General features: G+C 71.7%; 17 protein-coding genes, 1 pseudogene and 1 riboswitch. Of the genes and pseudogenes, 5 read left to right on the forward strand and 13 right to left on the reverse strand.

Annotated features, from left to right (window positions below; translation table 11 throughout):
• Both WH07_RS18835 and WH07_RS18840 read left to right on the forward strand, forming a co-directional pair.
• A pseudogene (locus WH07_RS18835) lies at positions 1–293 on the forward strand (hypothetical protein); the annotation flags it as partial.
• Between the two features lie 366 nt (positions 294–659).
• Complete coding sequence (locus tag WH07_RS18840; RefSeq protein ID WP_046501283.1) at positions 660–2,591, forward strand: AAA family ATPase; 1,932 nt, start codon at positions 660–662, stop codon at positions 2,589–2,591.
• Positions 2,592–2,696: 105 nt separating this feature from the next.
• Here WH07_RS18840 and WH07_RS18845 read toward each other — a convergent pair whose 3' ends face one another.
• Positions 2,697–6,029, reverse strand: coding sequence for a S8 family serine peptidase (locus tag WH07_RS18845; RefSeq protein WP_052744470.1), 3,333 nt, complete (start codon positions 6,027–6,029; stop codon positions 2,697–2,699).
• 449 nt (positions 6,030–6,478) lie between these two features.
• On the opposite strand from WH07_RS18845, the gene WH07_RS18850 reads away from it, so the two are divergent.
• Complete coding sequence (locus WH07_RS18850) at positions 6,479–7,276, forward strand: GOLPH3/VPS74 family protein (protein WP_046501284.1); 798 nt, start codon at positions 6,479–6,481, stop codon at positions 7,274–7,276.
• A gap of 72 nt (positions 7,277–7,348) precedes the next feature.
• Here the strand turns inward: WH07_RS18850 and WH07_RS18855 are convergent, their stop codons facing one another.
• From WH07_RS18855 to WH07_RS18905, 11 genes are all read right to left on the reverse strand, one after another.
• Positions 7,349–8,449 carry a hemolysin family protein gene (locus WH07_RS18855; protein ID WP_046501285.1) on the reverse strand — a complete coding sequence of 367 codons (1,101 nt, stop codon included), beginning with the start codon at positions 8,447–8,449 and terminating at the stop codon, positions 7,349–7,351.
• Complete coding sequence (locus tag WH07_RS18860; RefSeq protein WP_079023348.1) at positions 8,446–9,990, reverse strand: hemolysin family protein; 1,545 nt, start codon at positions 9,988–9,990, stop codon at positions 8,446–8,448. The genes WH07_RS18855 and WH07_RS18860 overlap by 4 nt, the downstream gene beginning before the upstream one ends.
• 243 nt (positions 9,991–10,233) lie before the next feature.
• Entirely contained in the window at positions 10,234–10,626 is a 393-nt protein-coding gene (locus WH07_RS18865) for a PH domain-containing protein (RefSeq protein WP_232788963.1), read from the reverse strand.
• A gap of 208 nt (positions 10,627–10,834) precedes the next feature.
• Positions 10,835–11,683 (reverse strand): ATP phosphoribosyltransferase, encoded by an 849-nt coding sequence (gene hisG, locus WH07_RS18870; RefSeq protein ID WP_046501287.1) that lies wholly within the window; start codon positions 11,681–11,683, stop codon positions 10,835–10,837.
• A 71-nt stretch (positions 11,684–11,754) separates the two neighbouring features.
• Positions 11,755–12,027, reverse strand: coding sequence for a phosphoribosyl-ATP diphosphatase (locus tag WH07_RS18875; protein WP_046501288.1), 273 nt, complete (start codon positions 12,025–12,027; stop codon positions 11,755–11,757).
• Positions 12,028–12,061: 34 nt separating this feature from the next.
• Positions 12,062–12,547, reverse strand: a complete 486-nt coding sequence (gene ribH, locus WH07_RS18880; protein WP_046501289.1) for a 6,7-dimethyl-8-ribityllumazine synthase — start codon at positions 12,545–12,547, stop codon at positions 12,062–12,064.
• 103 nt (positions 12,548–12,650) lie between these two features.
• Positions 12,651–13,967, reverse strand: a complete 1,317-nt coding sequence (locus WH07_RS18885) for a bifunctional 3,4-dihydroxy-2-butanone-4-phosphate synthase/GTP cyclohydrolase II (protein ID WP_079023350.1) — start codon at positions 13,965–13,967, stop codon at positions 12,651–12,653.
• Positions 13,964–14,614, reverse strand: a complete 651-nt coding sequence (locus WH07_RS18890; protein WP_046501290.1) for a nicotinamide mononucleotide transporter family protein — start codon at positions 14,612–14,614, stop codon at positions 13,964–13,966. Before WH07_RS18890 ends, WH07_RS18885 begins: the two co-directional genes overlap by 4 nt.
• The gene (locus WH07_RS18895) at positions 14,611–15,261 is read right to left on the reverse strand and encodes a riboflavin synthase (protein WP_046501291.1); all 651 of its coding nucleotides are present in this window, start codon (positions 15,259–15,261) and stop codon (positions 14,611–14,613) included. The genes WH07_RS18890 and WH07_RS18895 overlap by 4 nt, the downstream gene beginning before the upstream one ends.
• On the reverse strand, positions 15,262–16,395 hold the full coding sequence (ribD, locus tag WH07_RS18900; RefSeq protein ID WP_079023352.1) for a bifunctional diaminohydroxyphosphoribosylaminopyrimidine deaminase/5-amino-6-(5-phosphoribosylamino)uracil reductase RibD: 1,134 nt from the start codon (positions 16,393–16,395) through the stop codon (positions 15,262–15,264). It abuts the gene before it with no gap.
• 182 nt (positions 16,396–16,577) lie between these two features.
• Positions 16,578–16,708: riboswitch (FMN riboswitch) on the reverse strand.
• 87 nt (positions 16,709–16,795) lie between these two features.
• The gene (locus WH07_RS18905; RefSeq protein ID WP_046501292.1) at positions 16,796–17,974 is read right to left on the reverse strand and encodes an ROK family transcriptional regulator; all 1,179 of its coding nucleotides are present in this window, start codon (positions 17,972–17,974) and stop codon (positions 16,796–16,798) included.
• Between the two features lie 137 nt (positions 17,975–18,111).
• Between WH07_RS18905 and WH07_RS18910 the strand changes: the two genes are divergently transcribed.
• Together WH07_RS18910 and WH07_RS18915 are read left to right on the forward strand one after the other, a co-directional pair.
• Complete coding sequence (locus WH07_RS18910) at positions 18,112–19,320, forward strand: MFS transporter (protein ID WP_046501294.1); 1,209 nt, start codon at positions 18,112–18,114, stop codon at positions 19,318–19,320.
• Between the two features lie 365 nt (positions 19,321–19,685).
• A complete protein-coding gene (locus WH07_RS18915) occupies positions 19,686–20,615 on the forward strand; it encodes an LLM class F420-dependent oxidoreductase (RefSeq protein ID WP_046501295.1) in 930 nt (309 codons plus the stop codon).
• Between the two features lie 50 nt (positions 20,616–20,665).
• Here the strand turns inward: WH07_RS18915 and WH07_RS18920 are convergent, their stop codons facing one another.
• Positions 20,666–22,357 (reverse strand): flavin monoamine oxidase family protein, encoded by a 1,692-nt coding sequence (locus WH07_RS18920; protein ID WP_046501297.1) that lies wholly within the window; start codon positions 22,355–22,357, stop codon positions 20,666–20,668.
• Between the last annotated feature and the right edge of the window lie 57 nt (positions 22,358–22,414).

A 22,414-nucleotide genomic window follows, 5' to 3' on the forward strand; every position in this document is an offset into this window, starting at 1 on the left:
GGGCGGGCCGGCGGGCGCTGCGGCCGTATCTGGCCGGGCTGCTCTGGATGGACCGGGGCGCGGAGGAGTCCTGGGAGCGGGGGCGGCGGCGCGACGGGCCCGGCCTGTCCGGCTTCTGGGACGGCTGGACAACGGCGGAGACTCGCCATTTCTCGGACGACCCGTCCCGCCCGTTCGCGGACACCCTGATACGGGAGGTGCGCGAGGGATATGTGATGCTCCCGGGTCCCCGTTCGGGCGCGATGCAGGGTCAAATCATCACCGACGGTGATCAGTTTCGGCCTCCATACTGAGCAGTCGGAAATCGGTTGCGCACGAGTGCCCAACTCGGCTTGACCGGGGGGCGGGACAGGTCTTACGTTCTCAATGTGCGGCTTTTCGGAGCCGTCGCAGACGCGAAGCCCCCGGTTGTTCCCCCGTGATCGGGGGCTTCGTTCTGCCCTCTTCGCCGGTTTTCGCGGGCCGCGCCCTCTCCCCCGCTCACCCTGGGTCACCGCTGTGACCTCTGTGTGGTGCCCTTAGTCGCACACCCTCTGCGCAGGTACGATGCCTTTCGGTGCGGTCAATTCCCGTCCGCCAGAGGGTGGTTCAGCACGCTGCCGACGGGCGCCCGCCCGGCGGGACAATCCGGGGGCACGGTTTGTTGTGGGGGAAGGCTGATGGAGAGCGGCAGCGGCATCGGCACACAGGGCGGCACCGGAGCCCCCGCCGACCTCGCATGGGTGCGCGGAGTGGACGCGTACACGATGGGGGCGTACCCCCAGGCCGAGGAGGAGTTCCGGGCCGCGGTACGGCTCGATCCCGGGATGGCCGACGGCTGGCTCGGACTGCACGCGCTGCGCGTCGACACCACCCCCGCCCTGCTGCACATGTACCGCCACCGCGACCGCTTCGGTGAGCAGCGCGCCCGTCACCGCCGTACCCTCAACTCCTGGTACTGGCTGGGCTGGTGGGTGCAGCCGGTGCTGGAGAGCGGGCGTGATCTGCTGCTCGCGCACGCCTCGCACTGGCTGGACGGCCGGCATGTGCCGGAGCTGGACCGGGCGCTCGCGGGGCTGCCGCCGGTCGACGCCGATCCGCAGGTACGGTTCCTGCACGCCTGCCGCGCCTATCTGGTGAAGGACTGGGACCAGCTCGTACGGCACACCGAGCCGCTGGTCAACGATCCGCTGCTGGGCATCGAGGCCGGGCTCTTCGGCGGGATGGCCCGGGTCAGACTGGAGATGTACGGACAGGCCCTGCCGCTGCTGTCCACGGCGCTGATGCGCTGCCGCAGCGAGCAGCCCCAGCGCAAGGAGCTGCGGTACTGGCTGGCGCGCGCCCATGAGGGCACCGGGCGCAGCGCCGCCGCGTTACCGCTGTACCGGGCCGTGCACCGGCTCGATCCGGCGTTCATGGACACCGCGGCCCGGCTGGCGGCGATCACCGATTCCGACTCCGACGTCTACGACGGTCCTGACGATCCGGCGGGGCTGGCCTCGGTGGCGCTGGCGGGCTTCGGCCAGGACATGGCGGACGCGATGGACACGCAGCAGGGCGAGAGCGAGGGGCCGCTGGGCTCCGACGTGCTGCTCGGCCGGGAGAGCCAGCCGCCGATGGGCGGCGGGGGCACGGTGCCGGCGCGCGACGACGTACGGGAGAAGGTGCCGCCACCGCCCGCGCAGCACGCCCAGCCCCGGTTCCCGGAGGGCCCGACCGATCCGGCGCTGCTCGCCGAGGCACTGGCCGAGCTGGAGCGGATGGTCGGTCTGGAACCGGTGAAGCGCCAGGTCAAAGCCATCTCCGCGCAGCTCAACATGGCCCGGCTGCGGGCCGGCGAAGGGCTGCCCGTACAGCCGCCGAAACGTCACTTTGTCTTCTCCGGCCCCTCCGGCACCGGCAAGACCACCGTCGCGCGCATTCTCGGGCGGATCTTCTATGCCCTCGGGCTGCTGGGCGGCGATCATCTGGTGGAGGCCCAGCGGGCGGATCTGGTGGGCGAGTTCCTGGGACAGACCGCGGTCAAGGCGAACGAGCTGATCGACTCCGCGATCGGCGGGGTGCTCTTCGTCGACGAGGCGTACAGCCTGTCCAACTCCGGTTACACCAAGGGCGACGCCTACGGCGACGAGGCGCTCCAGGTGCTGCTCAAGCGCGCCGAGGACAACCGGGACCATCTCGTGGTCATCCTGGCCGGGTATCCGGAGGGCATGGACCGGCTGCTCGCCACCAACCCCGGTCTGTCCTCGCGCTTCACCAGCCGGGTCGACTTCCCCAGCTACCGGCCGCTGGAGCTGACCGCGATCGGCGGGGTGCTGGCCGCGGAGAACGGCGATCTCTGGGACGAGGAGTCCGCGGACGAACTGCTGTCCATCAGCGGCCATGTCGTCGACCAGGGGTGGATCGACGAGCTGGGCAACGGCCGCTTCGTACGGACGCTGTACGAGAAGAGCTGCGCGTACCGCGATCTGCGGCTGTCCGGCTACAGCGGTACGCCCACCCGCGACGATCTGGCGACGCTGCGGCTGCCCGATCTGATGCAGGCGTACGGCGAGGTGCTCTCGGGGCGCGGCCCGGCGACCCGGGGATCGCAGGACCCGCCGGCCTCCTGAAAGTCTCCGCGCGTCACAACGGCCCGAGCCGCCACCACGACCTGTGCCGTCCGCCCCCAGTGCGGGGACGGACGGCACGGTCGTACGGAAACGCGCCGGTCGGCGCTACTTCGTCAGATACGCGTCCAGCACGGTCTGCGAGAAGGCGTTGCCCGCGCGGTCCCTGACCTCGGCCATGAAGGAGACCGAACCGCCGGCCGCCGGGTTGGCCACCTTCACCCGGCCGTCGCGCACCGCCGTCTTCGACCAGGTCGTACCGCGGTCGTACGAGACGTACACCGTCAGCGCCTTGAGATTCCGGCCGGCCGCCGAGCCCTGGACGGTGACCGGGACGCTCTGGACGGCACCCGCCACGGCGCGGGCGTCCAGCCCGAGTCGGGGCGTGTAGCGCACCACGCTCGCGGGCAGGGCGGTGGGCTCCTCGGTGTGTCCCGAGGTGAACTCGGCCGACCAGGTCACCTGGGTGGACACCGCCGAGATGCCCGTCGTGGCCCGGCTGACGGTGGTGACCAGCCGGTACCTGGCCCGCTCCTTCGGCAGGTCGAAGCCGACCGTGTCGAGGATGCCGCCGGCCGTGGCGTACTCCTTGCCGTCGCGGTAGAGCGTGGTGGACGCGGTCGCCGTGTCGTACAGGCTGGTCCCGTCGTGGCCGGCGCCGTCGGCGAACGGCCGGACGGCGCCGGTCAGCCGGTCGCCGTCACGCGTCAGTCCGCCGCCCTTGACGAGCGCGGGCCCGAAGACCGCGGTGTTGAAGTCCTCGGTGTACGAGATGCCGCCGCGGTAGACCCGGGACGGTTCGCTGTACCGGGTCTCGGCCGTCCCGCCGCGCTGCTGCTGGAAGGTCCGCTGCCAGGCGTACCCGCCCTGGAGGTAGGTGGTGGTCGTGGTCGCCAGATCCGCGAAGGTGACCGGCGAGGAGGTCGGGAAGTCCGGCGTCGAGAAGATCTGGGCCCAGCGTCCGCCGGTGACCGAACCGCCCGCGTTGACCGTGACCTTCGCCAGGTCCCTCACCTTGGTGTGCTGGGTGTGACCGGTGTAGAAACCGTCCTTGAGGGTGTCGGCGAGCAGATAGTCCGTCCCGTCGCCCGCCCAGGTGGAGAGCAGATACGAACTGACCGAGCCGGGCTTGGGCGCGGGGCCGACCTGCTGGGTGCGGAAGCCCTCGGACAACTGGCCCATGTAGAGGATGATCGGGCCCGGGGCCTCCTTCGGCGAGATCGTCAGGAAGCCGGACTGGTACGAGGCGTCGGGATCCGGCGGTGTCATGTCGATCAGCTCGGTGGCACGCGCGTCGACCGCCAGCTCGGTGTCCCGCGTCAGATCGAGCCGGGGCGCGGCGACCCAGTCGTCCCCGATGTAGACGAGGTCGGGGCTGAGCAGCGGGATCTCGCCGAGGATCGTGTAGATCCCGCGCGGCAGCCGGACCTGGGCCGAGCCCTTGTCGCCGGACACCCTGACCATGGTCTGCGCGCCCAGGTCGTAGATGAACGCCGTCCAGTCGCCGTCCGCCGGTGCGGAGCCGTCGCGGGCGGTGGCCTTGAGGGTGAGGTTGTACATCTCGCCCTCGCGGTTCAGCGCGCCCGCGGTACGGACGCTCTGACCGCCGCCGGTCGCGGTGACGGCGAGGCTGTAGACACCGTCGGCGTCGCCGCCGAGCGTCGGGTCCGCGGTGATGTCCACGGACGCGGTGCCGCCGGCCGGGACGGTGAGCCGCGAGGCGCCGAGGGTGAAGAAGCCGGCGGGAGCGTCCGTGCCGGCCGGGCCCGTGGCGGTGGCCGCGAGATCGAGGGTCAGCGGCTCGGCGCCGGTGTTGCGGTAGGTCAGGGTCCTGGTGACGGGCTGGTCGTCGTCGTGCGGCCAGGCCGGGGCGCCAAAGCTCAGTGAGGCGGGCTCGGTGACCACGCTCTGGGTGAGGGCGTGGGCCGAATCGACCCGGCCGCTGCCCTGCTCGACCGCGCCGTACGGGCCGGGCTTCGCGGAACCGACCAGCGCGGCCTTGAGCCGGGGGCCGTCCCAGTCGGGGTGCTGCTGGGCGAGGAGAGCCGCCGCGCCGGCCACGTGCGGGGTGGCCATGGAGGTGCCGTCGATGGTGAGGTAGCCGGGCGCGGGGTGCGGTATGCCCGGATTCTGGTCGATGACACTGCCCTTGGCGGCGGCCGCGGTGATGGCGACACCGGGCGCGGTGATGTCGGGCTTGAGCGCGCCGTCGCCGACGCGCGGGCCGCGCGAGGAGAAGTCCGCGAGGACGTCCTGCTTGTCGACGGCGCCCACGGTGAGCGCGGCGTCGGCGGTGCCCGGGGTGCCCACGGTGGAGGCGCCGGGCCCGGAGTTGCCGGCCGCGATCACGAACAGGGCCCGGTCCGAGAGCCTGTTGACGGTCTCCTCGACCGGGTCGACACCGGGAGTGTCGGGGCCGCCGATGGAGAGGTTGACGACCTTCGCTCCCTGCTCGACCGCCCACTCCATGCCGGACATGATCGAGGACTCGGTGGCCGCGCCCCGGTCGTTCGCCACCTTGCCGATGAGGAGCTGTGCGGCAGGGGCGACACCCTTGTACATGCCCTTGGACTGGGCACCGGTTCCGGCGAGGATCGAGGCGACATGGGTGCCGTGGCCGTAGCGGTCCATGATGTCGGCGGTGTCGGCCGAGGTGAAGTTCCTGCCCGCGACGACCTGGCCCGCCACATCCGCATGGCCGGTGTCGATCCCGGTGTCCAGGACGGCGACCTTCACGCCCTTGCCGTCGTATCCTGCGGCCCAGGCGCTCGGTGCGCCGATCTGCGGGACGCTGACGTCGAGGGCCGTCCTGAGCAGGCCGTCGAGACGTACGGAACGGACCCCGGAGGCGAGCCGCAGTCCACGCTCGGAGCGCGCGGTCAGCGAGGCCCACACCCCGGCCGCCGCACTCCCCCGTACGGTCAGCGCCTCGCTGCCCACGGCGCCGATCTCGGCGCGCACGGTCGTACCGCCCTGCCGGCGCAGTCCGTCGCGCGCCGACTGGCGCGCCTTCGCGCCGGGGGCGTACGAGACGATCAGCGGCACGCCGTCGCCGGTGAGCGTCCGGTATTCGGGGCGGCTCAGCTCGGTGACGTCGAAGAGCCGGATGTCGAGCTTGTCGGTGGCGATCAGCCCGGCGGCGTCCGCCGGGAGTACGTACGAGTGGCCCTTGACCTCGCGCATCTGGACCGGCACGGAGGCGCGTCCCGGGGCGGGGCGCAGTCCGGCGGTCTTTCCGCGTGCATCGACGAGGACCCGGTCGCCGGTGATCAGGGTGACCTCGCGGGCGGCCCCGGTGTCCGCGGCCCCCTGCGCCGGCTGCCCGGGCTGCGCGAACTGTCCGGGCCGTTCGTGCTGTCCGTGCTGTCCGTGCGCGGAATCCGGGGCCGGACGGGCCGCGGCCGTACCCGCGGTGGCCGTGGCCGCCATGGCGAGCGCCACCGCTCCCGCCAGAAGGGCGCCGGCAGTTGTGCTTCCTGGTCTCCGTGTGCCGCGTGATGCTGTCCGCAACGTGCCCCCTTGCCCAGTCGGGGCAGCCTGGTGCGCCCCGGACGAAGGTGCCCCGGGCCGGTGTCCCACCCTTGGCGCGGACACGCTAAAAGCGCCTTGATCGGCCAGTCAATCGGGCGATTCACCCGCATACGAGGGCAGGTGAGCGCGATTGGTATAGACCCTTTACGGAAAATCTGGTGCCGCGATGTGGCGGAACACCCCGAAGGCCCGTTCCATGAAGGCCCGTTCCATGGCGGGAACGGGCCTTCGGAATCCGTGCCGTAACGGGCGGGCGACGGAGCCGTACCAGCGGCGTGCGCGCTGCAACCGCGGCTCCCGGTGCGAGCGTTGTCCTGTGTAGTCCGAAACGTTCAGTACCGCGACCAGGGAGTACCGCAATGCACGACCGACCGTTCCGTACTCTGCCCGAGGAACTTCTGCTGGCCTGCGTGGATCCGGAGACAGGGGTGGTCAGGCGTCCCGACTTCTTCAACCGGGTGCTGTCCGGAGCCGTTCTCGCCGAACTGGAGCTGTGCGGCGCGATCACCGTCGAGGATCTGAGGATCGTCCAGCTGCATCCGGTCACGCTGGGAGAGCCGACCATCGACACCATTTTCGACGAGATGTCGAGCCACATAAGACGTGGCCAGCCCGGCGCCGCGACCGACCGGCTCGTCGGCCCCCGGGAGAGCCTGGACGCCCTGCGCCCCGGACTGCCCCGTGGCATCGCCGCCCGCCTGGTCGCGGGGGCCCGGATCGGCATCGCCGCCCTGCTGACGAAGTTGACGCTCGAGGACTGGATCAGCACCGGGCCCCACTTCCGTGACATCGAACCGCGCTATCTGGAAGCTCTGGAGACCAGTGGGCTGCTGACCGCTCACCGGCGCCGTGTGCTGGGCATCGTTCCCCGCTTCACCTGGAGCGTCGCGTCCCCCGAGGACGCCCGGCGGGCCGCGGCCGTGATCGACGACGCGGTCCGCGCGGTCGTGTACGGAGCCGGGCCCGCCGTGCCGTCCCCGCGCGCCGTCTGTCTGGTCGCCCTGGTCGGGGCCTCCGGCCTCGCCATACGCCTGTATCCGGGCCAGGAAAACCGGGCGACCCGGGACCGTATCGACCGGATCACCGAGGGCCATCCGATCGGCGCCGCCGTGAGCGCCGTCCGAGAGGCCGACTGGAAGGCGCGGGAGGCCGACTGAGCGCGCGCCCGCCCATCACCCGCGGCCCCCTCGCCCGGAGGCCGGAAGGGGCGCCGGGCGAGGAGGGTCCGGTCAGCGGGTCAGGACCTGGCCGGCCTGGTCCGCGCGCTGTTCGCCGACCTTGGGCGCCTGCGGTACGCGCTCCCGGTGGGAGGGGTCCCGTACCTCTCCCACCAGCTTTTCCAGTACGTCCTCCAGCGCCACCAGGCCGAGCACCCGCCCGGACGCGTCCGCGACCTGCGCGAGATGGGTGGCCGCGCGGCGCATCACGGTGAGCGCGTCGTCCAGCGGGAGTTCGGCCCGCAGCGTCGTCATCGGCCACCACACATGCTGCGGTACGGCACGCTCCCCTGCCTCCAGGTCGAGGACGTCCTTCACATGCAGATAGCCCATGAAGACCCCGCCGCTCTCCGCGCACACCGGAAAGCGCGAGTAGCCGGTGCGTACGGTCAGCTCCTCGATCTGGCGCGGGGTCACCGCGGGAGTGACCGTCACCAGTGAGGCATGCGGAATCAGCACATCGGTGACCGGACGGCTGCCCAGTTCGAGGGCGTCCTCCAGCCGCTCCTGCGCCTCCGGTTCGAGCAGTCCCGCCTGGCCCGAGTCCTCGACGAGCCGGTTGAGCTGCTCACTTGTGAAGACCGCCTCCACCTCGTCCTTGGGCTCGACCCGGAAGGCCCGCAGCACCAGCCGCGCGCAGGCGCCGAGCCCGGCGGTGACCGGACGGCAGAGCCGGGCGAAGCCGACCAGACCGGGGCTGAACCAGAGCGCGGTCTTCTCCGGGGCCGCCATGGCGAGGTTCTTGGGAACCATCTCGCCGATGACCAGATGCAGCGAGACGACCAGCGCCAGGGCGATCACATAGCCCACCGGATGGATCAGGCCCTCGGGCATGTGGACCGCGTGGAAGAGGGGTTCCAGCAGGCGCGCCACGGTGGGTTCCGCGACCGCGCCGAGCGTCAGGGAGCAGACGGTGATGCCGAACTGCGCGGCCGCCATCATCTGCGGCAGATTCTCCAGACCGTGCAGCACCTGGCGGGCACGGGCCGAACCGTGCGCGGCATGCGGTTCGATCTGGCTGCGGCGTACGGATACGAGGGCGAACTCCGCGCCGACGAAGAAGCCGTTGGCCAGGACCAGCAGCAGGGCGAAGACGAGTTGCAGGGCGCTCATCGGGCGCCCTCCGCCATCGCGGGGGCGCCGGCCGGTATACCGGGCGCGGTTTCCGGCAGCGTGTCCGCCGGGGTCACGGGGATGCCACCGGCCGGTGCTTCATCGGGCCCGTCGGCCGTACCGCCGGGCGGACCGTCCGCCGCGCTCGGGTGGGGAGCGCCGACCGCCGTTCCGTCCGGTTCGCAGGCCGACACCCCGTCCGGCTCTCCGGCCGGTGCCCCGGGCGGGGCGCCGGTGGTGCGTACCAGTCTGACCCGCTCCGCCCGGTAGTGGTCCACCTGGCGTACGGACAGCCGCCAGCCGGGCAGTTCCGCCTTGTCGCCGGGGGCCGGGATCCGCCCCAGCAGATCGGCGACCAGCCCGGCCAGGGTCTCGTACGGGCCGTCGGGTACGTCGAGTCCGATCCGCCGCAGTGTGAGGACCCGGGCGCTGCCGTCCGCGTCCCAGGCCGGGCGGCCGTCCTCGGCCGCGACCGGCGCCAGTTCCGGCCGCCCGTCGCCCTCGGCGTCGTGCTCGTCGCGCACCTCGCCGACCAGCTCCTCGATGATGTCCTCCAGGGTGACGACTCCGGCCGTGCCGCCGTACTCGTCCACCACGACGGCTATGGGCTGCTCGCTGCGCAGCCGTTCGAGGAGCTGCTGCACGGGCAGGGTCTCGGGCACCAGCAGCGCCGGTACGGCGATCCGGCCGGCCGGGGTGCGCAGCCGCTCCCGTACCGGCACGGCGAGCGCGTCCTTGAGATGCACCATGCCGACGATCTCGTCGATGCGCTCCCGGTAGACCGGAAAGCGTGAGAGACCGGTGGCCCGGGTGAGGTTCAGGACATCCGCCGCGGTGGCGTCGGACTGGAGGGCACTGACCTTCACCCGGGGTGTCATCACATGCTGCGCGGTGAGCCGGCCGAGCGAGAGGGTCCGTACGAACAGGTCGGCGGTGTCCTGTTCGAGGGTGCCCGCGCGGGCGGAGTGCCGGGCCAGCGAGACGAGTTCACCGGGGGTACGGGCCGATGCCAGCTCCTCGGTCGGCTCCACGCCGAGCAGCCGGACCAGCCGGTTGGCGACCGTGTTGAGCAGGGAGATCACCGGCCGGAACACGGTGGCGAAGAGATACTGCGGACCGGCCACGAACCGCGCGACCTGGAGCGGCCTGGAGACCGCCCAGTTCTTGGGGACGAGTTCGCCGATCACCATCTGGACGGCGGAGGCGAGCAGCATCCCGATCACCACCGCCACTCCGGAGACGGCCCCTTCGGGCAGTCCGGTCGCGGAGAGCGGCCCGTCGAGCAACTGGGCGAGCGCCGGCTCGGCCAGCATGCCCACGACGAGGGAGGTGATGGTGATGCCGAGCTGGGTGCCGGAGAGCTGGAAGGACAGCTCCCGGAGGGATCTGACGACCGTACGGGCACGGCGGTCGCCCTCGGCGGCGGCGCGCTCGGCGTCGGGGCGGTCCACCGTGACCAGACCGAACTCGGCGGCCACGAAGAACCCGTTGGCGAGGATCAGAAGGAACGCTGCGGCGAGCAGCAGCAGGGGGATGGTCATGCCGCCGCCTCGTCGAAGGGGGCGGCGCAGGTACTACCGGACGATCCGTCCATTGCTGGAGGGAGTCACTCCTCGGGTCGCAGGTGCCCCGCGGGCCGGTCTCGGCCATTGCCGGTCGCGGCTGTCGGATGCGGGGCGGGGCGCACTCGGCGCCACCGGCACAAGAGTAATCAAGAGAGGGCGGGTCAGGGCAGTGCCGTACGCGACGGCGGCGCCCCCGTGGACGCCCGGTCGGGCCCGGTGTCAGCCCTCCGTACCGGTGCCACGGGATTCGGCCAGGGCGCGCAGGGCGCGGGCGTCGCGGATGGCGTGCGCCTTGGCGATACCCGGCTGAATGCCCAGTACGGGCAGGCTGCTGCCGTCGCTCAGATCGAGAAAGACCCAGGGGTCGCCGGGCCGCAGATTGACCCGGAGGATCTCGGCCCACTCCAGGCGGCGCGTCCGGGTGAGATTGACCACGGTCACCCCGGTCTCGTCTGCGACGACCTTGGGACGGCTGAGGATGGCGAGGACACCGAGGAAGAGCAGCGCGGTGAAGATGAAGCTGACCCGCTCCCCCGGCCCCAGCTTCTCCAGCACCAGGGCGACTGCCGTGATCACCCCGAACATGACCGCGCCGACGGTCAGCAGAACCATCCGGGTCCTGGTCGGCCGGAAGGTCACCGGCAGGGCGGGCGCGTCGGACCCCGGTGGCCCGGGCTGCGGCGGGATCGCAAGCGAACGGCCGGACGAATCGGACGAACCGCCGGTACCAGCAGGGTCGGAGGGATCAGCGGGGTCGGACGGGTCGGGCTGGGGCGCGGGCATCGGCTCTCGGTCTTCCCGGGGTCGCGGCGGAGTGGCGTCAGAGGCGGCAGGCGTGAATGGCCGTGGTCAGGATGGCACGGGCGCCGATCTCGTACAGATCGTCCATGATCCGCTGCGCCTCCTTGGCCGGCACCATCGCTCGGACGGCGACCCAGCCCTCGTTGTGCAGCGGGGACACGGTCGGCGACTCCAGGCCCGGGGTGAGGGCGACGGCGCGCTCCAGGTCCTCGGCGCGGCAGTCGTAGTCCATCATCACGTACGAGCGGGCCACCAGGACGCCCTGGAGCCTGCGCAGGAACTGCTGGACCTTGGGCTCGTCGGTGTCCGCGCCCGTACGGCGGACGACGATCGCCTCGGAGGTCATGATCGGCTCGCCGATGACTTCGAGGCCCGCGTTCCGCAGCGAGGTGCCGGTCTCCACCACATCGGCGATGACCTGGGCGACCCCCAGCTCGATGGCGGTCTCGACCGCGCCGTCGAGGTGGACGACGGAGGCGTCGACACCGTGGTCCGCGAGGTGCTTGGCGACGATGCCCTCGTACGAGGTGGCCACCGTCATCCCGCCGAACTCCTCGACCCCGGCGGCCGTGCCCGGCTTGGTCGCGTACCGGAAGGTGGAGCGCGCGAAGCCGAGCGGAAGGATCTCCTCCGCGTTCGCGCCGGAGTCCAGCAGCAGATCGCGTCCGGTGATGCCGATGTCGAGCCGGCCGGAACTCACATAGATCGCGATGTCGCGGGGACGGAGGTAGAAGAACTCGACCTGGTTGTCCGGGTCGACCAGGACGAGTTCCTTCGACTCCTTGCGCTGCTGGTACCCGGCCTCATGGAGCATCGCCGACGCAGGCCCGGACAGTGAACCCTTGTTGGGGACGGCGATGCGCAGCATGAGGACGGCTTCCTTTGTACGAGGGGAGTGTGCGGGAGGTACGAGGACGGTGCCGGCCGGGAACGCCCGGCTCAGAGATGGGCGTAGACGTCGTCGAGGGAGATTCCGCGCGCGACCATCATCACCTGGACGTGGTAGAGGAGCTGTGAGATCTCCTCCGCGGCGGCTTCCTTGCCCTCGTACTCGGCGGCCATCCACACCTCGGCCGCCTCTTCGACGACCTTCTTGCCGATGGCATGGACGCCTTTGTCCACCAGCTCGGCGGTACGGGAGGTCGCGGGGTCGCCGGTGGCGGCCTTCTGCTGGAGCTCGGTGAAGAGCTCCTCGAACGTCTTCTTGGACATGGTGACTGTCACTTTACGCGGCCCGGCCGGGGGGTCAGCGCCAGGGTTCGGCGAGGCTGCGCAGGCCGGCCGCGGTCGCGACGGCGGCGGTGACCGCCTCATGGCCCTTGTCCTCGTGCGAGCCCTCCAGACCGGCCCTGTCCAGCGCCTGTTCCTCGGTGTCGCAGGTCAGTACGCCGAAGCCGACCGGCACTCCGGTGTCGACCGAGACCTGGGTGAGCCCCTGGGTGACGCCCTGGCACACATAGTCGAAGTGGGGGGTGCCGCCGCGGATGACGACGCCGAGGGCGACGACCGCGTCGTAACCGCGCCCGGCCAGCGCCTTGGCGGCGACCGGAAGTTCGAAGCTGCCGGGGACACGCAGCAGGGTCGGCTCGTCGATGCCGAGTTCCCCGAGGGCGCGCAGAGCGCCGTCGACGAGACCGTCCATGATCTTCTCGTGCCACTGTGCCGCGATCACCGCGACCCGGAGGTCTTCGCAGTTCTCCACACTCAGTTCGGGTGCGCCCTTGCCGCTCACGTCTCTCCTTGTAGCTGTTCTCGTTGTCGGTCAGGCTTTTACCGACCGAAGGCTGTTACCGGCTGCCGCCGTAATCGGCTGCCGCTGATACCGATTGCCGCTGTCACTGGTTGCCGCAGGCGGACGCGCCCGCCGCAGGGTCCAGCCACGGCAGGTCGTGGCCCATCCGGTCGCGCTTGGTGCGCAGATAGCGGAGGTTGTGCTCGCCCGCCTGGACGGGCATCGGCTCGCGCCCGGTGACCCGGAGCCCGTGCCGTACCAGCGCGGCCGTCTTGTCGGGGTTGTTGGTCATCAGGCGGAGGCTGTGGACGCCGAGGTCGTCGAGGATCCGCGCGCCCGCCGCGTAGTCGCGGGCGTCGGCGGGCAGACCGAGTTCCAGATTGGCGTCGAGGGTGTCGTGACCGCGCTCCTGGAGTTCGTACGCGCGCAGCTTGGACAGCAGCCCGATGCCCCGGCCCTCGTGTCCGCGCAGATAGACGACGACACCGCGCCCGGTCTCCGCGACGCGCTCCATGGAGGCCTGGAGCTGGGGTCCGCAGTCGCAGCGCAGCGAGGCGAAGATATCGCCGGTGAGGCACTCCGAGTGGACCCGTACGAGTACGTCCTCGCCGTCGCCGATCTCCCCGTGGACGAGCGCGACATGCTCGACGCCGTCGGCCGTGGAGCGGTAGCCGTACGCCCTGAACTCGCCGAAGGCGGTGGGCAGCCGGACCTCGGCCTCACGGCGCACATCCGGCTCGGAGGCGCGGCGGTAGGCGATCAGGTCCTCGATCGAGATGATCGTCAGGCCGTGCTTGCGCGCGAACGGGATCAGCTCGGGCAGCCGCAGCATCACCCCGTCCTCACCTGCGATCTCCACGATCGCCCCGGCCGGACGCAGCCCCGCGAGCCTGGCCAGATCGACGGCCGCCTCGGTGTGCCCGTTCCGTACGAGCACTCCGCCGGGCTTGGCGCGGAGCGGGAAGACATGGCCCGGCCGGACGAAGTCACCGGGCTCCGCGTCGCCCGCGGCCAGCAGCCGCAGGGTGGTGGAGCGGTCGGCGGCGGAGATTCCGGTGGTCACGCCATGGGCGGGCGCCGCGTCGACGGAGACCGTGAAGGCCGTGCGCATCGACTCGGTGTTGTGGTCGACCATCTGGGGCAGTTGGAGCCGGTCCAGCTCGGCGCCCTCCATCGGGGCGCAGATCAGTCCGCGGCACTCGCTCATCATGAAGGCGACGATCCCGGGGGTGGCCATCTCGGCGGCGATGACGAGGTCGCCCTCGTTCTCGCGGTCCTCGTCGTCCACGACCACGACGGGCCGGCCGGCCGCGATGTCGGCGATGGCCTGCTCGACGGGGTCGAGGGAGAGGTCCACGGCGGTGTCCGCCGAGTACCAGGTGATGTCCGGGGCGGCGGTGGGCGAGACGGACGATGTCATGCTGCTGCTCCTTCCAGGGACGGTGCGGTGGCGCGGGAGCGCAGCCACCAGTCGCGCATTCCCCAGAGGACGAGGACGAGGTAGATCAGATAGACGAAGCCGGAGAAGGCGAGTCCGCTGCTGAACGCGAGCGGTACGCCGACGATGTCGACGAGCAGCCAGGCGAACCAGAACTCGACCAGTCCGCGCGCCTGGGCGACCATCGCGGCGAGGGTGCCGACGAAGATGTACGCGTCGGGCCAGGGGTTCCAGGACAGTTCGGGCACGGCGACGAACAGCCCGCCGACGGCCAGGGTGCCCACCGCCGTACCGCCGAGGAGCACTCCGCGCTCGGGCCAGCTCGCGAACCTTACGGCGATCGAGCCGTCCTGGGCCTGCCTGCTGCCGCGCTGCCACTGGCGCCAGCCCCACAGCGCGACCCCGATGACCAGGAGCTGCTTGCCGACGCCCCCGCTGAGCTGGGCGGAGGCATAGGCGCCGACGAGGATGGCGCCGGACAGCAACTGGGCGGGCCAGGTCCAGATCGAACGCCGCCAGCCGAGCGCGAGCGCGGCCAGCCCGATGGTGTTGCCGATCATGTCGGACCAGAGGATGTGCTGGCCGACGGCGGTGAAGGCCTCACCGTTCAGCCATGACAGGGCGCTCACAGGACGGGCTCCCCGGTTCCCGTACCGGCGTCGTCGGCGGATGCGACGCCGCCAGTGGATCCCGCTCCGAGCAGCCGCTCGACGTACTTCGCGATCACGTCGACTTCGAGGTTGACCGGGTCCCCGGGGCCCTTGATTCCGAGGGTCGTCAGCGCCAGGGTGGTGGGGATCAGGCTGATGGTGAAGTAGTCGGGCCCCGCGTCGACCACCGTGAGGCTGACGCCGTCGACGGTGATCGAGCCCTTCTCCACGACATAGCGGGTCAGTTGGGCGGGCAGCGAGACCTTGACGATCTCCCAGTGCTCGGACGTCTTGCGCTCGACGACGGTGCCGGTGCCGTCCACATGGCCCTGGACGATATGCCCGCCGAGCCGGCCGCCGACCGCCATGGGCCGCTCCAGATTGACCCGGGAGCCCGGCTCCAGCGCGCCGAGGCTGGAGCGGTTGAGTGTCTCGGCCATCACATCCGCGGTGAACTCGCCGTCGCCGAGGTCCACGACCGTGAGGCAGACGCCGTTGACCGCGATCGAGTCGCCGTGCTTGGCGTCCTCGGTGACGACGGGTCCGCGGAGGCGGAAGCGTGAGGAGTCGCCGAGGTTCTCGACGGCAGTGACCTCACCCAGTTCTTCGACGATTCCGGTGAACACTCAACGCTCCTTCGTGGTGGTGGCTGATACGGGCACGGACGCGGCTCCGGCGGGTACGGGCGCGGGCGCCGCGGCTGCGGCGGCTTCCGGGACGGCGGTGATCCGCAGATCAGCGCCGATCCGTACGGTCTCCGTCATCCGCAGTCGCAACGCCCCGGCGAGGGTGGTGATTCCGGCGTCCGCGAGGGCGGCGGGGCCCGCGCCGAGCAGGACGGGCGCGAGATACGCGACGACCTTGTCGACGGCTCCGGCGGCGACGAAGGAGCCGGCCAGGACCGGGCCGCCTTCGAGGAGTACGGAGCGGACGCCGCGCTCGTACAGCGCGGCCAGCAGGGCCGGGATGTCCAGACCGCGGCCGGCCCTGGGCAGCCGTACGACATCGGTGAGATGGCCGCGCCCGCTCAGGTCGGCGTCCTCGGCCACGGCGATCAGGGTGGGCGCGCCGCCGTCCAGGATCCGGGCGCCGGGCCGTACGGCGGTGGCCTCGGTGTCGGCCACCACACGCAGCGGCTGTACGGCGCCCTCGACGCCCCGTACCGCGAGATGCGGATCGTCGGTGCGCGCGGTGCCGGAGCCGACGACGACCGCGTCCGCCTCGGCGCGCAGCCGGTGGACATCGGCGCGGGCCTCGGCGGAGGTGATCCAGCGGCTGGTGGAGTCGGCGGCGGCGATCCGGCCGTCGAGGGTGGCCGCGTACTTCCACAGGACATGGGGGCGGCCCCGCCGGACGGAGGTGAGCCAGGCGGTGTTGCCCTCCTCGGCCTCCGCCGCGAACAGCCCCTGTTCGACGGTGACTCCGGCCGCGCGCAGGGTGTCCGCGCCGCCGGTTGCCTTGGGGTTGGGGTCGGCGACCGCGTAACTGACCCGGGCGACACCGGCCTCGACGAGCGCGCGGGAGCAGGGTCCGGTACGGCCGGTGTGGTCGCAGGGTTCGAGCGTGACGTACGCCGTGCCGCCCCGGGCCCGTTCGCCGGCGGCGCGCAGGGCGTGGATCTCGGCGTGCGGCCCGCCGGCGCGACGGTGGAATCCCTCGCCCACGAGATGTCCCGCGGCGTCGAGGATCACGCATCCGACGACCGGGTTGGGGCTGGTCGATCCGAGTCCGCGGGCGGCCAGCGCGATGGCGCGGCGCATGGCGTCCGCGTCGGTCACGGTCTCGGCCTGGGTGGCCACCGGGTCCTCCTGCCTCTTCGGGCACGGACTCCGGGGCCTGTCGATGACGACAGAGAAGCGGGAACGCACACGGGGACGCCGAGGCCGAAGAAACGGATCGTCCGAGGACGACCCATCGACGGCGGCGTACCGGTGACGGCCCGCCGCGCACTGCCTCCCATCCGGACTTTCACCGTCGGTCCAGGAATTTCACCTGGTCAACCGGCCGCTGGCTGCGGACGGGTCGCGGACTGTAACCGCCGGTTCGGAATTGCACCGACCCCGGAGTGCGCTGCTTCTGGTACCCGACCAGTGTGCCACGCCTGATCGTCGGCCATCCGGGTGATATCTGTGGGCTGGCTCACACGCCGCCGTCTGGGGTTCAGGGCGCGAAGAGGTCGTCCTGGGCGGCGTCGCGGGCCGTCAGCAGGGCGCCGCGCAGGACGGCCGTACCGCCGAGCGCCCCGGCCCTGACCTCCGTACGCAGCGGTGACATCGCGGCCAGCCGCTCCTCGACCCGCGCGGCCAGTGCCGCGCCGCCCGCGTGGCCGACCTCGCCCGCGAGGACGATCCAGCCGGGGTCCAGCACCGCGCTGACCGCAGCCGCGCCGATGGCCAGCCGGTCGGCGAGCACCCGCAGAAACGCGTCGGCGGAGCTGTCGCCCGGTGCCGCCACGGCGGCGCGCACAAGCGCGGCGGCAGGCGGTTCCTGGGGCGCGGCGACCGCCGAGATGCCGTGTTTCTCGGCGAGTTCGGCGATGCCCGCCGAGCCCGCGAGGGTGTGGAAGCCGCCGTCGCAGCCGAGAGCGGAGGGGAGCTGCGAGGTGCCGGGCACGGGCAGGAAGCCGATCTCGCCCGCACCGCCCGACGCGCCGCGGCGCAGCTTGCCGTCGAGCATGACGGCCGCGCCGACGCCATGGCCGAGCCAGAGCAGGACGAAGGTGTCCTGGCCGCGGGCCGCGCCGAGGCGCTGTTCCGCGAGTGCGGCGAGATTGGTCTCGTTCTCCACCAGGACGGTGGCGGGCAGCCGCTCGTGGAGGGCGGCGACGAGCCTTCGGTGCCAGGCGGGCAGACCGCTGGTGACCCGGAGTTGGCCCGCGACCGGATCGACCAGACCGGGGGCACCGATCCCGACGCTGTGCAGCCGTACCGCGCCGGCTTCCTCGGCCGTACGTTCCAGCAGGGCCGCGGCCTGTTCGACGGCGGCTTCGGTGGCCGTGTCGCTGCCGATGGGCAGGACGGCCTCGGCGAGGGTCGCGCCCAGCAGGTCCGCGACGACGACGGAGACGCTGTGGGTCCGTACGTCCAGCGCGGCGAGATGCGCGAGGTCCGCGACGATTCCGTACAGCCGGGCGTTGGGTCCGCGTCGCCGGTCGCCGGTCTCCCCGACGACCTGCACCAGCCCCGAGCCCTGGAGCCGTTCCACCAGATCCGCGACGGTGGGGCGGGAGAGTCCGGTCAGCGTCTTGAGCTGCCCTGCCGTCAACGGGCCTTCCTGCTGGAGGAATCGCAGGGCGAGGCGGTCGTTGATGGCCCGGGCGGTTCTCGGGGATGCGGCCATGCCGGAATCCTTCCAGATCGCTGGACCCTGATTGTGTTTTTATCAGGCAGGGTTCCTGATAGTTTACTCCGGCACCACGGAAGGGTGCGTGCGCGGTGCGTCGGAGGACGGCACCTCACAGGGGAGGGTGGAACAGGATGTCGAGCAGAACGGTCGAAACGGTCTACGACAGAGACAGACTGCGGCGCGCCAGGATCGCCGTCGCCGCCGTCTTCTGTGTGCACGGAGCGGTCACCGGCAGCTTCGCCACCCGGATTCCCTGGATCCAGGACCACGCCGGGGTCAGTGCGGGGCAGCTCGGTCTCGCGCTCGCCTTCCCGGCGATCGGCGCGTCGGTCGCGATGCCGCTGGCCGGTACGGTCAGCCACCGATTCGGAGCACGGACCGCGCTGCGCGGGCTGCTCGCGCTGTGGACCCTGGCGCTGACCCTGCCGGCGCTGTCGCCGAATCTGGTGACCCTGTGTCTCACGCTGTTCGTGTACGGCGCGACGGCGGGCATGTCGGACGTCGCGATGAACGCGCTGGGGGTGGAGGTCGAGAACCGGCTCGACAAGTCGATCATGTCCGGCCTGCACGGCATGTGGAGTACGGGCGCGCTGATCGGCTCGGCCGCCGGTACGCTCGCCGCGCATCTCGGCGGCGACGCGCGGCTGCACCATGTGCTCGCGGCGGGCGTCCTCACACTGCTGGGGCTGATCGCGTGCCAGGGCGTGCTGGACCTGCGCAGCGCGCCCGACGAGGAGCCGCCGCCGCGGTTCGCGCTGCCGCCGAGGTCCGCGCTGCTCATCGGGGCGGTCGGGTTCTGCGCGGTGTTCGCGGAGGGGGCGAGCCTGGACTGGTCGGCGGTGTACCTCCGGGACGTGCTCGACACCTCGCCCGGTCTCGCCGCCGCCTCGACCACGGCCTTCGCCCTGACCATGGCGGTGGCACGGCTCGCGGGCGACAAGGTGATCGACCGGTTCGGCGCGGTACGGACGGTCAGGACGGGCGGCGTCCTGGCGGCTGCGGGCGGCCTCCTGGTCGTCGTCGCGCCCCATCCGGCGCTCGCGATGGGCGGGTTCGGGCTGCTGGGGCTCGGCGTGTCGGTGGTCGTCCCGCTGGCCTTCGCGGCGGCGGGCCGCTCGGGGCCGAACCCGAGCCAGGCGATCGCGGGTGTCGCCACGATCACCTACACATCGGGCCTGATCGCCCCGTCGGCGATAGGCGCGGTGGCGGACGCGACGTCGCTGGTGGTGTCGTTCGGCCTGGTGACGCTGCTGGCGTGCGGCCTGATGGTGGGAGCGGGGGTGCTCCGGACGGGCGACCGCCGGGGACCGGCGACAGCCACGGCGGCGCCGGAAGCGTAAGGGATACCGGGTCCGTCCGGTGCCCGGTTCGTCCTCGATCGCCGGACGGGCTCGATCGTGCCGCCCGGCACGCGGGGGCGGGGCGCGCCTCGCGGCGCGGACTTGTGGGTGGCACGGAGCCCGGGGGCCTCCGCCCAGCAAAACAAGCCCGTCCGGCGTTTGAGGACGGAACCGTCCGCCCCGGCGTCGGGGACACACCCGGTTCGGGCACACACTCAAGCCCGTCCGGCGATTGAGGACAACAAGCTCAGCCCGCGATCGGGTCCCGTTGCTCCGCCGCCGCCCGCGCCCCCGGCCGTCCCGGACCGGGTCCGGCCCGTGCCCTACGGTGGATCATCTCACCGTCCGCACGAAGGAGTGCACGCATGCCGGTCGAACTCGGCCTCGGTCTTCCGCAGATGAAGCAGTACGACATCGGCCGCGATGTGGCCACCGTGGCGCGGGCCGCGGAGGAGGCCGGATACGCGAGTCTGTGGGTCTTCGAGCGCGTTCTCTTCCCCGAGCCCGCGACCCAGGGCCTCTACGGCATCCCCGGGCTCCCCTGGCCCGACCACTACCGCAGCGTCGCCGACCCGCTGGTCACACTGACCCTGGCCGCGGCCGCCACGGAGCGGGCCAGGCTCGGCACCAGCGTGCTGGTCGCGCCGCTGCACGTACCGTTCCAGCTCGCCCGTTCGCTCGCCTCGCTCGACGCGGCGAGCGGCGGCCGGGTGGTCGCGGGACTCGGCACGGGCTGGTCGCTCGACGAGTACGCGGCCGCCGCCGTCGCCCCGTTCGAGAAGCGCGGCGCCGTCCTGGACGAGCTGCTGGACGTGTGCGCGGCCGTCTGGGGGCCGGACCCCGTCTCGTACGAGGGCGAGCTGACCACCATCGCCCCGTCCGAGGTCGGCCCCAAGCCGGCCCGTCCCATCCCGGTCTACCTCCCCGCGAACAGCCCGCGTGCCACCCGCCGGCTCGTGGAGCGCGCGGACGGCTGGATGCCCGTCGCCATGGGCGTCGCCCAGCTCGCCGAGCAGTGGGAGAAGGTACGGGAGGCCGCCGACGCGAGCGGCCGTGAGCGCCCGCTCGCGGTCTGCGCCCGCGTCAACGTGCAGCACAGCGCCAAGCCGCACGAGGGCGAGGGCCGCCGCCCCTTCCAGGGCAGCGTGGCGCAGATCGTCGAGGACCTGGCGGCGCACGCCGAGACCGGTGTGCCGGAGTTCCTGCTGGACCTCCAGACCACCGCGCGCGACGCGGCCGAACTGTCCGACATCGCAGCCGAGGTGTACGTGGCGGCACGCGCCGCCGGAGTCTGACCGCTGCGGAGGGCGGGTCCCCGTACGGGCCCGCGTACGGGCCCGCCCCCTCAGTCCTCAGGCAGTTCCACCGGCGCGATCTCGTCGTACACGTCACCCGGCCCGGGGTTCCCGCCGTCCGTCGCGCCGCCGAAGTGGTTCATCACTCCCCACACCGCGTTGAGCGCGGTCTGTACCGCGCCCTCGGCCCACCCTGCCGTCCACGAGATGTCGTCGCCCGCCAGGAAGATCCCGCGCTTGTCCGCCGGGAGCCGGTCCTGCATGAAGTGCGTGAAGAGCCGCCGCTGATAGCGGTAGTGACCGGGCAGGTTCGCCTTGAACGCGCCCATGAAATACGGCTCGTTCTCCCAGGACACCGTCACCGGACTGCCGATGATGTGGCGGCGGATGTCCACCCCCGGATAGATCTCGCGCAGCGAGTTGAGCATCACCTCCATCCGCTCCCCCGCCGAGAGCGGCAGCCATTTGAGGCTGTCGTCGCACCATGTGTACGAGAGGCAGATCACCGCGGGCCGGTCCGGGCCGTTGTCCAGCAGATAGGTGCCCCGGGTCATCCGGTCGGTGAGCGTCATCGACATCGTGTCGCGCCCGGTCCGCTCGTCCTTGTCCAGCCAGAACGGCCGGTCCACCGGCACGAACAGCTTCGACGACTCCATGTAGTGGGTGCGTTCCATCGCCGTCCAGTGGTCGATCGGGAAGAGCGACTCGTCACAGGCGATCTTGGACAGCAGCAGCCAGGACTGGGCGGTGAAGACCGCCGCGCGGTAGGTACGGATACGGCCGGAGGCGTCCGTGACGGTGATCCGGTCGCCGGCCGTGCGGTGCAGCCGTACCACCGCGGGCAGCGGCTCACCGCCGTGCAGCGACTCCAGCGAGGTCCCGGCCGGCCAGTGGGTGATCTTCGCTGGCTCATGTGCCCAGAGCCGCAGCGGCAGTTGCTGGCTGCCGCCGACGATCGAGCGGTGGTGGTCGTCGGCCTCGGTGTAGACGACCCGCAGGATCTCCAGGATGGAGTTGGGGAAGTCGGTGTCCCAGCCGCCCGTACCGAAGCCGACCTGCCCGAAGATCTCCCGGTGGCGGAAGGACGCGAAGGCCGGGGAGTCACAGAGGAAGCCGTAGAAGGTCTGGTTGTCGAGCTTCTCGACGAGCCGCGCCCAGATCCCCCGTACGCGCGGCACATCGCGCTCACGCAGGGCGCGGTTCATCGCGGAGAAGTCGGCGCCCTCCTCCAGACAGGCGTTCCAGGCGGCCATCACATCGCGGTAGACCTGCGGCAGATCGTCGATCGTCCGGGCGTAGTGGGACTCGCCCTTGAGGTCGACGACCGTCGAAGGGGTCGTGGCGGACAGGGGGTTGGGGAACGGCCGGGTCTCCAGGCCCACCAGATCGATGTAGTGGCGGAGCGCGGTGGACGAGGGCGGGAAGCGCATGGCGCCCATCTCGGCGGTCAGCCCGGGGTCGCAGCCCTCGAAACCGACCGTACGGAGCCGGCCGCCGATCCGGTCCGCCTCGTACACCACGGGCTTGAGGCCCATCTTCATCAGCTCGTACGCCGTGACGATCCCGGAGAGCCCGCCGCCGATGACGGCGACCTCGGCGCCGTGCTCGGTCGCGGGGATCTGGCCGAGCCCGGCGGGATGCGCCAGGAAGTCGTCGTACGCGTACGGGAAGTCCGGCCCGGACATGGTGATCGGCGGCTGCTCGCCGGTGTGCGGGACGGCGGTGGGCACCGTGGACGTCATGGGGTACGGGCTCCTTGCGGTGGTACGGCGGAACAGGCCGAGCGGGGTGGCGGGGCG

Source organism: Streptomyces odonnellii, assembly GCF_000981895.1.
Classification (GTDB): domain Bacteria; phylum Actinomycetota; class Actinomycetes; order Streptomycetales; family Streptomycetaceae; genus Streptomyces; species Streptomyces odonnellii.

Excerpts from the sequence above, each read along its gene's own strand:
- WH07_RS18840 (WP_046501283.1), top strand. The coding sequence starts at position 660 with ATGGAGAGCGGCAGCGGCATCGGCACACAGGGCGGCACCGGAGCCCCC.
- WH07_RS18850 (WP_046501284.1), top strand. The coding sequence starts at position 6,479 with ATGCACGACCGACCGTTCCGTACTCTGCCCGAGGAACTTCTGCTGGCC.
- WH07_RS18855 (WP_046501285.1), bottom strand. The coding sequence starts at position 8,449 with ATGAGCGCCCTGCAACTCGTCTTCGCCCTGCTGCTGGTCCTGGCCAAC.
- WH07_RS18860 (WP_079023348.1), bottom strand. The coding sequence starts at position 9,990 with ATGACCATCCCCCTGCTGCTGCTCGCCGCAGCGTTCCTTCTGATCCTC.
- WH07_RS18865 (WP_232788963.1), bottom strand. The coding sequence starts at position 10,626 with ATGGTTCTGCTGACCGTCGGCGCGGTCATGTTCGGGGTGATCACGGCA.
- hisG (WP_046501287.1), bottom strand. The coding sequence starts at position 11,683 with ATGCTGCGCATCGCCGTCCCCAACAAGGGTTCACTGTCCGGGCCTGCG.
- WH07_RS18875 (WP_046501288.1), bottom strand. The coding sequence starts at position 12,027 with ATGTCCAAGAAGACGTTCGAGGAGCTCTTCACCGAGCTCCAGCAGAAG.
- WH07_RS18885 (WP_079023350.1), bottom strand. The coding sequence starts at position 13,967 with ATGACATCGTCCGTCTCGCCCACCGCCGCCCCGGACATCACCTGGTAC.
- ribD (WP_079023352.1), bottom strand. The coding sequence starts at position 16,395 with ATGCGCCGCGCCATCGCGCTGGCCGCCCGCGGACTCGGATCGACCAGC.
- WH07_RS18905 (WP_046501292.1), bottom strand. The coding sequence starts at position 17,974 with ATGGCCGCATCCCCGAGAACCGCCCGGGCCATCAACGACCGCCTCGCC.
- WH07_RS18910 (WP_046501294.1), top strand. The coding sequence starts at position 18,112 with ATGTCGAGCAGAACGGTCGAAACGGTCTACGACAGAGACAGACTGCGG.
- WH07_RS18915 (WP_046501295.1), top strand. The coding sequence starts at position 19,686 with ATGCCGGTCGAACTCGGCCTCGGTCTTCCGCAGATGAAGCAGTACGAC.
- WH07_RS18920 (WP_046501297.1), bottom strand. The coding sequence starts at position 22,357 with ATGACGTCCACGGTGCCCACCGCCGTCCCGCACACCGGCGAGCAGCCG.